Raw genomic sequence first — 13,217 nt, forward strand, 5'->3', positions numbered from 1 at the left:
CTCATCCGTTAACGGAGTGTCAAATATTCTGCAACCGGTCCAAGAACGATAACCGGTAAGAAAGTTAAAGCGCCAATTAAAAGAACCGTACCAATTAGTAAGCCCGTATACAGCGCATTATCTGTACGGAACGTGCCAATTGTCTCTGGCACCGGCAGTTTGCGTACAAGCGAACCCGCAACGGCCAGCATTGCGATCATGGAAATATAGCGGCCGAACAGCATGACGAGCCCCGTGCTAATATTCCAGAAAGGCGTATTATCGCCCAATCCTTCAAAGCCGGAACCATTGTTCGCTGCCGATGACGTATATTCGTAGAGCACCTGACTGATGCCGTGGAACCCTGGATTTGTTATCGCGACGGTTCCTAGATCGCTCATGAAGGCGATCGCAGTCGGCACTAATATAATGAAAGGATGAGCCAATATGGCTATCGCAATCAGCTTCATTTCACGCGGTTCTATTTTGCGCCCAAGAAACTCCGGCGTCCTGCCGACCATAAGCCCGCATATAAATACAGCCAATATCGCATACATGAGCATATTGATAAGCCCGACGCCTTTGCCGCCGAAAACAACATTGAGCATCATTTCCGCGAGCGGTACTAAACCGCCAAGCGGAGTAAGCGTATCATGCATATTGTTCACGGTGCCGGTCGTTGCGGCCGCAGTCACCGTCGTGAACAGCGCGGATTGCGCGATACCGAAGCGAACCTCCTTGCCTTCCATGCTGCCTTGCGAAGCGTCGATGCCAAGAGCGTTCATCGCCGGGCTTCCGACCTTCTCCGATGTATAGGCAACGCTCAGGAAGACGAGGAACAGGCACATCATCGCTGAGAAAATAACCCAGCCTTGCTTTTTGTTCTTAGCGAATAGCCCGAACGTGTAAGGCAACGCAGCAGGCAGTGCCCACATACATAAAATTTCAATTACGTTAGTGAGTGGATTCGGATTCTCAAACGGATGGGCCGAGTTGACGCCAAAAAAGCCGCCGCCGTTCGTTCCCAAATGCTTGATCGATTCCAGCGAAGCTACAGGCCCGATCGCAATTTGCTGCATTGCGCCTTCCAGCGTCTTGACCGTTAACGTCGGATCGAGCGTTTGCGGCACCTGAAGCGCAACGAGCACAAGTGTAATAATAAAGGAAATAGGAAGAAATATTCTCGTGTGCGCCTTAACGAAATCCTCAAAGAAGTTACCGATCGTTTTGCCTTTACTCGTTATTCCGCGAACAAATGCGATGGCCGCAGAGAAGCCTGTTGCCGCGGAGGTGAACATCATCATCATGATGACCGCCATTTGCGAGAAATACGATAAGGCACTTTCCCCGCTATAATGCTGCAGGTTTGTATTCGTCATAAAGCTGATAACGGTATTGAAGGCAAGCGTTGGCTCCATGCTGCCCATCGCGTTCGGATTGAACGGCAGCGCATTTTGCACCCGCAGAATCAGATAGCTGAACGCTACCAGAACGATATTTGTCGCAATAAAGCTTAGCGTGTATACCTTCCAGCTCATACCCTCACGCCGTTTTAAGCCGATAAGCTTGTAAATGAACCGTTCCGTGCCTCCGTAAACTTTGTCCAAACGATTCTGTTCATTCGAGAACACATGGTAGACGTACGTACCTAGCGGCTTAACCAGCAGGACGAGAACTGCAATGACTACCAACAGCTGTAAAATATCCATCGTAATTCCTCCTGGGCTAAAATTTTTCCGGATTAATTAAGGCATAGATCAAATAGACGAACACGAACAACGCCAGAATGGCCACAATAATCATTCGTTATCGCCTCCCGATTGCTCAATGACATTGCCGCACCAAGTCAAAAAACCGTAAAACAAAGCAAAGCATGCTAATAAGACAATAATCATATAAACATCTGCCATGGGAATTCCTCCTGCATCATTTCCTGCTTCTGTTTAATAAAAATCCAACCTCGCCGTTTTGCGAATACACGATATGATCCGCTCCAAGACCTTTGTAAATGGCCCGCGGATTCCATTGCTGCGTAATCACATAAATGGACTTCGACGTCCAGGCCCTACAGCACTGTACAAAACGGCAGCTCAGCGCGAAACTGCTCTCAAAAATATAAACCTCACGAATGAAAAAAGGCGGAATATTCCAACTTTTTCTATTATTCGTATTCACGTAGAGTACATTAACTATTCCTTGTCTCCGGAGCAGCCTCTCCTCTTGCTTGCTGTTGGTCAGCACCATGAAAGGAAGCTCGCGGAACTCCAAAATTCTTATGAATGATTTGCCGGATTCGTTTAGGCCGGCGACAATAATATGCTCATTTTCCAAAGTGGTTCGCCTCCAAAATTTGAAAAAAAGGCAACAAAAAAGAAGCCTTAGGAAAAGAGGAACTTTCCCCGCAGCTTCTTGACCCGCAGCCGAGCATAAACGGCTTATACCGTCATTTGACGGCAAAGCTCGCTTTGCATAATAAAGCCGCAGGTAGCGCGATGGTTGTTGCCTCTCTCGAGTACGCTTACGAGGTTAGCTGTCGGATTCGGGCGTGAGAGTCGCCCTACGCTTGGCAAAGACCAAGTGATTCACCCCATGAGACGATTCGTATTGCACACGAACGCTCGTTGGTTCCCCCGCTCCTGCTGCTGCAGGACTCAGCGTTTTAGATCCTTTCTTACCAGCTACCCCTGTTTTGGACAGCAAAAAACCGCAGAGGCATATGACTCTGCGGTCGAAATTAATCGATCACAAGCTTCATCATTCCTCTCTCGATCCACGCTTACGAGGTTAGCTGACGGATTCGGGCGGTGAGAGTCGCCCTACTTTGCCTGGCATCCATGGTGCCGGGTCAAAGATTCACCCCTGCAATGCAGCCATCCGACTCTCACATCGAACATGCGCACTGCCTAACATTTGGTTCCCCCGCTTTCCGCCTTCACGGAAACTCAGCGATCAGTCAATCGAAACTTATTTATAAATCCTGTATCGAATCTTACTCCTCGCTAAACCTGCTGTAAAGAGGCCTCACAGGTCAAATCAAGTTATTACAGACACTCTAGAGCTGTCGTTAACGCTTTCATCAATTGCTACATTGATATATCTCACTATTTCTACGTATATCTCTCGTTTTCAATAATCATGACAGAGGCCTCTATACTGAAATACTTATCAAATAAACTGATTTCTTTAATTAAGAGAATGAGTAAGCATCAGCGTGATTTTCGAAGAATAAGCCTTTTTTAGCGTATGAAATGATCGTATTACTTAATAAATGACAATATGGCGTCAAATCCCCAAAAACCTATGTTTTACAAAAGATGGCTGCAGGTTTACTATAGACGGCAAGCCGACTAAGGCAAACGATTATCGCTGAATTTTTCGATGAAAAAATGGGGGAACCCACCGCGGGCGGCAGCATTGTACGTTTGCATGGGGTGAATCCGGAGCTTATGCCTCCGGTAGGGCAGCTCTCTAGTCCGAATCCGTCAGCTAACCTCGTAAGCGAACGGAGGAGAGATTTTATTTATGTTGACACAATCTGCAGTCCCTTTACCTTGTTTGGATGAACAGCTTTCTTCTATGTGTATTAAAAGAATCGAGGTTTTTGTCATCCCCGCTTTCGAAGCTGACTCCTCTGGTTTTCTAGTTCGTCTTCGTATTACAAGCAATTTGGGTCACGGTTGGAGTGAATTATTTATTAGCAGATCCGAGAAACCTCTCGACTGGATCAACTGGAGTAGCCTGCTTCTTCGTTTTATCGGGATTAAGCACCAAACCATTTTTACAGATCGTTATCATGATAAAGCCATTAAGGATGAGCGAATTTATCGTTTGTTTTTCGATGCGGCTAAGCGAAAAGGCATACAGCAAACCTCTCCTAATTATCAAGAGTACCAAGCAGAAGAATCTGTTCTTCTAGAACGAGCTGTCGCTTACGTATCTTTATTTTAAAAACCAACGTTTTCTCCTTACCCACTCATCATACGAGGAGGTTTTACCTTGAAAGTTATTAATATCAATAACTTGACCAAATCCTACGGGAATGCAAGAGGAATCACAAATGTCAGCTTTCATGTAGAAGAAGGCGAAATTTTCGGATTTATCGGTCCGAACGGAGCTGGGAAATCGACGACGATCAGAACTTTATTGTCCCTGATTTACCCGACAAGCGGCAAGGCCGAAATCTTCGGCAAGGACTGCATCGAGTTTGCACCCGAAATTGCCAAGCAAGTAGGTTATTTGCCTTCGGAGGTTTTCTATTATGACAATATGAAGGTGATCGACCTCTTAAAATACTCGGCAAGCTTTTACAAGAAGGATTGCGGCAAAAGAATCAAAGAACTGGCAGAGATTATGGATCTTGATTTAAAGAAGAAAATCGACGACTTATCGCTCGGCAACAAAAAGAAAGTCGGGATTGTCCAGGGACTGCTGCATGAACCCAAATTAATCATACTAGATGAGCCGACCAGCGGCCTTGATCCGCTGATGCAGCAAAGATTCTTCGATCTGCTTTTGGAAGAGAATAAAAAGGGCGCAACGATCTTGTTTTCATCTCATATTTTGAGCGAGGTTCAGCGTTTATGCGATCGGGTCGCCATCATAAAGGAAGGCAAAATCGTCACGGTCGAAAAGATCAGCACGTTAAAAGAAAACAATTATAAAAAATTCAAAATCGAAACAAAAGAAACAGCAGAACAGGATTTCTTCAACATAGCCGGCGTGGATAATCTTAACGTGGCGGATCATTCGGTAAGCTTCTTATTCAGAGGCGATATTAATATCGTCATGAAAAAGATAGCCGAAGTCGAAATCGCAAACCTATGGATTGAAGAGCCGGACCTCGAGGAGATCTTTATGCACTACTACGAAAAGGAGGTCTGACCAGCGATGAATATTTTTCTTCATGAATTAAACTTTTATAAAAAATCAACGTTAATTTGGTCCGTTTCATTAGCAGCCCTGCTCGTCTTGTTCATGTCCATGTATCCTTCTATTGCAGGAGATATCGATTCGTTCAAAAAGCTCTTGGAAGGTTATCCGGAAGCTGTGCGGAAAGCGATCGGTCTTGAAGTGGAGAACCTCGGGTCCCTGCTGGGATTCTATTCCTATATCTTTCTCTATTTATCGCTTTGCGGGGCCATTCAAGGAATGAATGTAGGTACGTCCATCATTTCCAAGGAAATACGAGACAAAACGGCGGATTTTCTTATGACAAAGCCTGTATCGCGAACCACGATATTAACGGCCAAGATTTTGGCGGCATTGACATCGTTAGTTGCTACGAATGTGGTCTTTTTAGCTGCAGCCGGCATGATGTTGTCCCAGATGAAAACGGAAGAGTACAGTACTAAAACTTTTTTCATGATATCCGTTACGCTGTTTTTCGTTCAGCTTATTTTTCTTGCCTTGGGCATTCTCATTTCGGTCATCGCTCGGAAAATAAAATCCGTATTGACTGTATCTCTTGGAACCGTGTTTACATTTTTCATCATCGGTATGCTCTTATCGACAAGCGACGAAGAAACAAAAAGATATTTATCTCCCTTTAAATATTTTGACACGGCCGATATCTCAAGAACTTCCAGCTATGACACCTCTTTCGTGCTCGCTGGAGCAGGAATTGTCGTCATTTCACTGGTTATTAGCTATATCGTTTACATCAGGAAGGATATCCACTCGGTTTAATTGTGGGGAGGAATTGGAATGAATATCTTTTGGATCGAAATGAAAGCATACAAGAAATCTCTCATTTTCTGGAGTATCGGAATCCTATTCTTAGTTACCTCCAGCATGGGGAAATATGCCGGGTTATCGTCCTCTGGCCAATCGATGAACGATTTAATGGAGAGCATGCCTAAATCTTTGCAAGCCATCATGGGGATCGGAACGCTCGATCTATCGAAGGCTAGCGGATATTACGGCGTTATCTTTGTCTATTTGGTTTTAATGGGAACGATACATGCCACGATGCTTGGCGCTAATATTATCGCTAAGGAAGAACGGGATAAAACGGCGGAATTTTTGTTCGTCAAACCCGTTTCAAGAAACAAAGTGATTTTATCAAAATTCATGGCTTCTCTTGCAAATCTCCTGATCTTTAACATCGTTTCGCTGATTACCTCCATCTCCCTGGTCGTGAAATACAGCAAAGGCGAATCCGTAGCTGGCGATATCTCAATCACCATGGCGGGAATGTTTATTTTGCAGGTCTTGTTTCTGGTCATCGGATCAGCGACGGCGGCCGTCAATAAAAATCCGAAGAAGGCGGCTTCCCTTTCTACAGGGATTCTATTGATCACCTATATATTATCAATAGCAATCGACTTAAATGATCAATTCGAAAACCTGAATTATCTTTCCCCGTTTAAATATTTCGAAGCAAAGAATGTGATGTATGGCGGAGGCTTAGAGGCAGTCTTCATTATATTGTCAGTGGTACTGATTGCTGCATTAACCTTAGTAACCTTTAAATGTTTCAAAAAAAGAGATTTAAGGTTGTAATTTCATGAGTCCATATATGAGCCGCATTTACTGCATCTATTGACAATGAAATACAACCCGTTCCAGCTTTGTAAGCCGGAGCGGGTTGATCAATCATTCGCAACAGTATTTTCAATCGTTTGGAAAATTAATTTCTACCGTAGTACCTTGCTGTAATTTGCTTTTGAATGACAATGTCCCTTTGTGTGCCTCAACAATACGGTGACATATAACTATACCTAAGCCAGTTCCATTTTCTTTCCCTGAATAAAATGGTTCTCCCAATCTAGCCAAACCATCCTCTGGTATTCCTTGTCCTTCATCCGTTACTTTAATACTAACATTTCCATCCCCATCACGATTTACAAATAAGGTAACAACGCCGCCATTTGGCATTGCTTCAATAGCATTTTTTATAATGTTTATAAATAATTGTTTAAGTTGGTTAGGCTCACATTTGAATTCATTAATGTCAACGGTAAAATCAACTATCATTGCCACTCCATGCAAATGAGCTTGAGGTCGCATAAATAAAACAACATCCTCAATGAGTTTGTTCAAATTTATTCTCACAAAATTAATATTATGGGGTTTTGCCAAGCTCATAAACTCATTTACGATATTATTAATTCGTTCAATTTCAACCAACATAATATCGACATAATTTGTGTTTCTTTCTTTCAATAATTGCATAAAGCCTTTAATAGCGGTCAAAGGATTCCGTATTTCATGTGCTATACCTGCCGCAAGTTTTCCGACAAAGGCAATAATCTCACCCATTTCATTTTTCAAAGGAAAGACAGATACATTTGCAAAGAAAGAACTGCCGTTTTTACGTAACATACTAATTTCGATACCAGATATTTCTTCCCCATGAACTATTCGCTGTAACATTTGAAAAATTCCCTCCCGAGATTCCTCAGGAATCATAGGAATGATTTCCCCAACAATTTCCTCATGTTTCCACCGATGCAATTCCTCAAATTTCTTATTTACTGCCAAAAGGCGGCCTTGTAAATCAAGAACTGCAACAGCACGATGGTGATTACATAGTATTTTGTGAAGATGTAAAAGGAGCTGCAGCGGCAGCTCCTTCATCGTTTGTATAGAGTCCTTCATAGGACTAATGTACCCGTTAACAATACTTTTGAGAGATAATTTCATCCCCCTCAATAATTTTTCACTCGATCCATTAGTAATGTTGATCTTATTCAGCAGACATGGCAATTGCTTTTGTTTCTTGAACTGTACCATATGGATGCTCAGGAGGCGCATAGATAACGTAAATTTTAAGTGGCGTATTACCTGTATTGGTTACATTGTGCCATTTTCCAGCGGGTATCATAATTGCATAGTCATCGTAAGCCATTACTTGAAAATCTAATTTATCATTGCTATCACCCATCTGAACAAGTCCCTGGCCTTCTTCAATACGAATGAATTGATCAGTTGTCGGATGGACTTCTAAACCGATGTCATCTCCAACATTAATACTCATCAGAGTCACTTGAAAGTGTTTCCCTGTCCATAAAGCAGTGCGGTAAGTATTGTTTTGCTTAGTAGCTTGGTCAATATTAACTACAAATGGTCTTGGTCCATAATCTCCTAATTCGATGTATCTCCAGTTGTTACTGGACCAATTGTAATAATGAGCATTCCAATTTTTATCCCAAATGTTGTTATTCATGCTGTTATGGAAAGGATTAGACCATTGATAGTGAAAAGTTGATTTACGGTACATATTCATTCTCCCTTCATGATTTCATTTATCCTATGCAGTTACCTACTTAAAGGAATTAAAATTGCAAAAATAGGCAAGAACCTAAAAACGACATGAACAAATCAAACAATTGATAACCTATCTGTCAGTTAGTTCAATGACACTCAATAAAACGAAATTATGACTGTTATCAATGATGTACTGAGGAATTTGCGCACATCGTTGTTATAAGTGATGAAAAGTGCTTGAGCCTGGAAATAAAAAAGAGGGCTGTCGACCTAATGATGTCGGCAGCCCTCTTCTGATGTTAATTGAACTATCGTTCCCGTAGACCTTGGTGAAGATTACTTTGATAGGCAGAAGCAACAATCTATTGTAAAGTATGCCGTTCGTAGATTGGAGTGTTTAGGCTACTCCGTGACAACTGCGGCTAATACATAATTCCAATTGGGCTAATCCGTAAGTTTTAGCTCTGTGGAGGTTCATTAAGCACCCCATCAATTAGCTTAATGTGGGTTTTATGTTATCCCATTGGCTCTACCCCAAAATATTCATGGTTGTAATATGATCTTTCGTTTCTTTTGTACCCAAACGATACAGGATCCGATAGGTTTCCTTGAGATAATAATCATACCCGTCATTTTCAGAATCATAATGGTATGGTATGGGATAATGTGCTCTGTAATAGGTTTCTGTATCAAAATCTTCAAGATATTTAAACACATTGTTAAGCTGTTCGATATCGTCCGGTGTAGCTTCGATTTCCAGCTCATAGGCAGCATCGCCTTGATGTTCCATGATATTTCTAGATTGAACGGATATATAATATTTTTTTTTATACATTCAAATTCTCCTCACTATTTTATAAATCCCCAGATTATGGCACCTACTACAACAACAATCGGAAATACTAAATAAAGAATCACAATAGGATTTCCAATTACCGGGTGTTTGACTGCATTTGGATGAATTCCTTTATCCAAAACGCTTTTTTGTCGCTGTTGCTTACGAATTAATGTAACAGACATAACAATTGAATAAATACCAACGACTACAACAAGAAAAATCAATATATTATACATTTGAGTGGACTTCTCCCCTTGGCTTTTTATTGTTTTTGATCTTTGTATTATTTGATTTCGGTGTAAAATTTATGCGCGAGACGCAATGGCTATACAAAATTGCGGTTAAGAGCGATCTGTTTCCGAAATTTCGACATGCAATATTGAAAATAAACATTAATTTATCTATTAACGACGTTATTCAATTGTAACAACAAGTTTCAGCAAGTTAGCCATCGAACTGAAAAAATGCTGCGAAGCGAGGCCACAGAAGAACTTACGTCTTTCCTTAGGAAGCCCTAGATAAGATAAAAAAGACATCCATTCCCGTATTTTGGGGAGTAGAATGTCTTTTACTTGTGTTTGAATTTGAGCTATTCACCTTGCTTATCAATCCATCTGTTTCAATATTCACTTAAGATTTACAGCGATTATGGTCATAGCTCCTTGCATCTTAACGCCAATCAGAACCGAGGATGTGGCTACATCATACCCGTGTCCATGTTTGAGTTCGCTGTTCTTTTCTTCAATTTTGTAGCGCTCCTTGGATCTTTTCTACAATACACCCATGATACAGAAACGGAAGCAGGCGCTGAAAATACCCGTACAGACTCGATTTCTCTCTGATTGGAGTCCAATCCAAGTTCCCTCCACTCGTCAGCATAGTTCGGTGACTCACAATGTATACCGACATCGATACCCATAGTAATATGGGCACGATTGTTTTCTCCTACTTCTTTTTCGTTTGGCTATGTTAAACTTTGTTGTTGATATTTGATACATGCGAACTAACGATAATGAGAAATGCTTTTTATTTTTGTCAAAATCAAAAGGAAATATCAAATAACAATAATAACATAATAAAAAACAATGAATATTTATTGTATAACGACAAATCATATGCTAAAATCATGTTGTTATTAAATAAGCGAGGTGTTTTAAATGAATGTTAAACTAGGTTCAACCACTTTCTTAAAAGTAATTATTTTTCTGGTTGGAATCGCAGTGCTTGCTTTGAGTATCTGGTTGCCTGAGATAGCCGTTAGAGATGCAAGGGTACATCCAGATACGGCTTACTTCCTAATCCCCTTTTTAGTATGTGCATACGGATTCTGTATTGCGTTTTCTGTTGCGTTGTCTCAAGCATATAAACTATTAACCTACATCGAAAAGAACAATGCTTTCTCTGAATTATCCCTTAAATCATTGAAGATTATAAAGAAATGTGCTTTTACAGTCATTTTCCTCATTTTGTTAGGAATAGTAAGCTTAAGGGTCCTTGCTCAAGTTACAGATAGTGATGATGCGGCGGGTCCTACATCATTATGTCTAATGGGTATTTTAACAACAAGTATCATCGCAGCCATTGTGGATGCACTTCAAAAACCATTAAAAAATGCCCCAGATATAAAGTCGAAAAATGAATGAATACCGGAGATTTAAAACTTTGGATTGACACCCAGATGATATTTTGGAGTACAAAAGCGACGAAGACACTCAAAAAAATCAGACAACTAATTTATTTAACTACGTGGACGATAGCTCAATGAACCGCCTTTTCACCAAGGCGGTTTTCTTATGGTCACATATCAACATTAGAAATTAACATAGCCTTTCGTTTAATGAACTGCAAGCCTGAAGCTGCTCCACGCTAAATAAATGCATATAATTGCTACAATGAAAAAGCTGGCGGAAGTATACCATTACAACCCGGACTATATAAGCAGGCTTTGCCAGAAAAGGACCGGCTTGAATATGTCCCAATACATCCAAAAGGTTCGGATTGAAAAATCGCTGGCTCTGCTTGAATCCACCGATTTATCCGTGGAACAGATCGCCCGGCAGGTGGGCTATAGCAACGTGGGGTTTTTCTACAAAAAGTTCAAGGAACATTACCACACCACACCTAATAAGATTCGTTCCGTCTGATTATCAGGTTCCGCAATGAAAAAAAACAAAGAGGCGGCTTCCCTCTTTGTTTTTAGCTTACTCCGTATGAAGCTAGAAACAGTTTCAATATGTCGTTATTTTAGAACTATTCCAACAGTTCTGCAATGTTTAGTGTAATATCGTTATAGGTTGCATATCCGTAACTTTTGGGCTTTCCATCTGCATCTGTATCAAATAACAGCCTGACTGGCTCAGGTCCTACAAGCGCCGAGAATGTTGCCCTGAAATTCATTTCCCCTTGATTGGAGCCAGTCAATTGAAGGTCAGTTTCATAGCGGCAACCTTCGTCTGCGTTATAATGGTTCTTCTCATATCCATTATAGAAATTTTCGCCGTCATCACTAAAGTTGACATACTGCGCCACCGTCTTACCCGAGTAACCGGTGACATTCCGGAAATAGTTCATGTATCCGGAGTGTTTCCCCGCAATTTTCCCTTCTATTTTTGGATTAACGGAATCCATTACGGTCAAGTCTTTTATACCATACGGGATATTATCAGTAGTTGTTGTAAACGGTACAGGAGATTCCGGCTTATAATCTGGCAACTTCGCTGTCTGGAGCCGCATTTGTGTGCCGTCGCTGCCTCTTAGCATCTCCGGCCACATGACCCGTTTCCCGTCCGGATGCCAGGACATGGGCGAGCTATAAACCCAATTCTTCTCGTCCGTTGTCAGCTGTATCCCTTGATATCCTGCTTCGTGCATGGAACGTTGAATGTCGATCAATACCGGACCAATATTCCCTGGCCTGAATTTACGTACTCCATCTACTGCATACATATATTGATAACTAATCATCCCCATCGTGGTATAGATCCCGTAGGGCCTAGGCATAAGTCCGAATATGGCCTGATCCGTATTTTTCGAGAACCTGGTGCTCATGACAATTCCCAATCGCTCATCGGGAGAAAAGATAGTGGTTTCATCATATCCTGGGGTATAGGTGATTTGCGTAAGATTGTCGGAAGTCAAATCCTGCACGATGGAATCGGTGGTACTGTTATGTTTTCCCCCAACGACGGATATGGCATTTCCTCCCCGCACAAACTGCTTCACTTCCCCTCCCCGTAAGGGGCTCGGAATGATAAAGTCAGGATTGGTCGGGTCATGCTCAAAGGAATGTATGTTGTTAATAAGCTGTACGTTTTCGATCGCATAGTGATCCGTTTTGCGTTCCAGTACGCCTATCGCTACAGCGGCACCAAGATCTGAGCGGAGTATCGTCCAACTCATATGCTTATTGTCAGGCGCGATGATGATTTCCGACCAGTGATGGGTTGTGCGCGCATCTTCCTCGAGAATCGAAGGATATGCGATGGGAACCAACGTTGCGCTTGTGCAGGTGTCAATATCGGGCGTGCATTCGAGCACGTAATCTCCCAGCAGCACCCGCTTATTATCCTGATAGGGCATATACCGAATCCCGTTGGCCTTAGGTTTTTGTGGAATGACGCCGGAGAAGATCACCCTGAAATCCGTTCCATCATCATTGAGAATAGCTAGGTTATAAAAATCGGCTGTATGAATATCCTTCTCTGTCTTATACGAAACTAGTACTTTCCCGGAGTATGTGTAAGTACCTATTAGCAGAATAACATCATCCGGCATTGGGACAGTACTTACCACTACTCTTCCGATTGAAGCATCTCTTTTTTCCACCAAAATCGCCTCCTGTTTTTTATATCATTTTCATCATAAGGTTAATCTTAAGAGATCACTAACACTCTCACGACTTTTCCATAACGGTTTTACCGACTTCCTATATTGGAATTCCACAATTTTCGTTGAAGGAAGTACGAATCATATGAATCCGCCTTTGCATTGAAGCTATCCTACCGGAATCTACAAGCGCGGACAGGTAAAAAAGGAATCGGTAAAAACTAAAAGGATACCTACTACTTCGATGTAGAGATTTTCAAAAGATGTCCGTTTAAGGATGGATGCTAATGTGGCGTCATCTTCGGGTCTTGTTGGTATGAAGTTACAAGGCGCTATGGCGATCTTTACTGTTAACTTGAAGCGAATA

General features: G+C 41.8%; 14 protein-coding genes and 3 riboswitches. Of the genes, 6 read left to right on the top strand and 8 right to left on the bottom strand.

Annotated elements, in window-relative coordinates:
• Window positions 1-8: 8 nt before the first annotated feature.
• From kdpA to ACN6MW_RS07235, 3 genes are all read right to left on the bottom strand, one after another.
• Window positions 9-1,688 (bottom strand): potassium-transporting ATPase subunit KdpA, encoded by a 1,680-nt coding sequence (gene kdpA / locus ACN6MW_RS07225; RefSeq protein WP_419874856.1) that lies wholly within the window; start codon window positions 1,686-1,688, stop codon window positions 9-11.
• A 16-nt stretch (window positions 1,689-1,704) separates the two neighbouring features.
• Window positions 1,705-1,782, bottom strand: a complete 78-nt coding sequence (gene kdpF / locus ACN6MW_RS07230) for a K(+)-transporting ATPase subunit F (protein ID WP_419876291.1) — start codon at window positions 1,780-1,782, stop codon at window positions 1,705-1,707.
• Window positions 1,783-1,905: 123 nt separating this feature from the next.
• Complete coding sequence (locus tag ACN6MW_RS07235) at window positions 1,906-2,310, bottom strand: hypothetical protein (RefSeq protein ID WP_419874857.1); 405 nt, start codon at window positions 2,308-2,310, stop codon at window positions 1,906-1,908.
• Between the two features lie 169 nt (window positions 2,311-2,479).
• Window positions 2,480-2,646, bottom strand: a riboswitch (cyclic di-AMP (ydaO/yuaA leader).
• A gap of 90 nt (window positions 2,647-2,736) precedes the next feature.
• Window positions 2,737-2,937, bottom strand: a riboswitch (cyclic di-AMP (ydaO/yuaA leader).
• A 396-nt stretch (window positions 2,938-3,333) separates the two neighbouring features.
• A riboswitch (cyclic di-AMP (ydaO/yuaA leader) is annotated at window positions 3,334-3,494 on the top strand.
• A 7-nt stretch (window positions 3,495-3,501) separates the two neighbouring features.
• On the opposite strand from ACN6MW_RS07235, the gene ACN6MW_RS07240 reads away from it, so the two are divergent.
• The 4 genes from ACN6MW_RS07240 to ACN6MW_RS07255 are packed head-to-tail and all read left to right on the top strand — an operon-like array spanning window position 3,502 to window position 6,480.
• Window positions 3,502-3,927 carry a hypothetical protein gene (locus ACN6MW_RS07240; RefSeq protein WP_419874858.1) on the top strand — a complete coding sequence of 142 codons (426 nt, stop codon included), beginning with the start codon at window positions 3,502-3,504 and terminating at the stop codon, window positions 3,925-3,927.
• Window positions 3,928-3,975: 48 nt separating this feature from the next.
• Window positions 3,976-4,860, top strand: coding sequence for an ABC transporter ATP-binding protein (locus ACN6MW_RS07245; RefSeq protein WP_419874859.1), 885 nt, complete (start codon window positions 3,976-3,978; stop codon window positions 4,858-4,860).
• Between the two features lie 6 nt (window positions 4,861-4,866).
• Entirely contained in the window at window positions 4,867-5,664 is a 798-nt protein-coding gene (locus ACN6MW_RS07250) for an ABC transporter permease subunit (RefSeq protein ID WP_419874860.1), read from the top strand.
• 18 nt (window positions 5,665-5,682) lie between these two features.
• Entirely contained in the window at window positions 5,683-6,480 is a 798-nt protein-coding gene (locus ACN6MW_RS07255) for an ABC transporter permease subunit (protein ID WP_419874861.1), read from the top strand.
• 111 nt (window positions 6,481-6,591) lie between these two features.
• Here ACN6MW_RS07255 and ACN6MW_RS07260 read toward each other — a convergent pair whose 3' ends face one another.
• The 4 genes from ACN6MW_RS07260 to ACN6MW_RS07275 all read right to left on the bottom strand — a co-directional run bounded on the left by ACN6MW_RS07260 (window position 6,592) and on the right by ACN6MW_RS07275 (window position 9,261).
• A complete protein-coding gene (locus tag ACN6MW_RS07260) occupies window positions 6,592-7,557 on the bottom strand; it encodes an ATP-binding protein (RefSeq protein ID WP_419874862.1) in 966 nt (321 codons plus the stop codon).
• Between the two features lie 109 nt (window positions 7,558-7,666).
• A complete protein-coding gene (locus tag ACN6MW_RS07265; RefSeq protein WP_419874863.1) occupies window positions 7,667-8,200 on the bottom strand; it encodes a cupin domain-containing protein in 534 nt (177 codons plus the stop codon).
• Window positions 8,201-8,716: 516 nt separating this feature from the next.
• On the bottom strand, window positions 8,717-9,022 hold the full coding sequence (locus ACN6MW_RS07270) for a hypothetical protein (protein WP_419874864.1): 306 nt from the start codon (window positions 9,020-9,022) through the stop codon (window positions 8,717-8,719).
• 14 nt (window positions 9,023-9,036) lie between these two features.
• Window positions 9,037-9,261 (bottom strand): hypothetical protein, encoded by a 225-nt coding sequence (locus ACN6MW_RS07275; RefSeq protein ID WP_419874865.1) that lies wholly within the window; start codon window positions 9,259-9,261, stop codon window positions 9,037-9,039.
• A gap of 921 nt (window positions 9,262-10,182) precedes the next feature.
• Between ACN6MW_RS07275 and ACN6MW_RS07280 the strand changes: the two genes are divergently transcribed.
• Both ACN6MW_RS07280 and ACN6MW_RS07285 read left to right on the top strand, forming a co-directional pair.
• On the top strand, window positions 10,183-10,668 hold the full coding sequence (locus ACN6MW_RS07280) for a DUF2975 domain-containing protein (RefSeq protein ID WP_419874866.1): 486 nt from the start codon (window positions 10,183-10,185) through the stop codon (window positions 10,666-10,668).
• Between the two features lie 249 nt (window positions 10,669-10,917).
• Window positions 10,918-11,169, top strand: coding sequence for a helix-turn-helix domain-containing protein (locus tag ACN6MW_RS07285; RefSeq protein WP_419874867.1), 252 nt, complete (start codon window positions 10,918-10,920; stop codon window positions 11,167-11,169).
• Window positions 11,170-11,275: 106 nt separating this feature from the next.
• Here the strand turns inward: ACN6MW_RS07285 and ACN6MW_RS07290 are convergent, their stop codons facing one another.
• Window positions 11,276-12,850, bottom strand: coding sequence for a hypothetical protein (locus tag ACN6MW_RS07290; protein ID WP_419874868.1), 1,575 nt, complete (start codon window positions 12,848-12,850; stop codon window positions 11,276-11,278).
• Window positions 12,851-13,217: the final 367 nt, after the last annotated feature.

This window comes from Pristimantibacillus sp. PTI5 (assembly GCF_048572955.1).
Lineage (GTDB): Bacteria > Bacillota > Bacilli > Paenibacillales > Paenibacillaceae > Pristimantibacillus.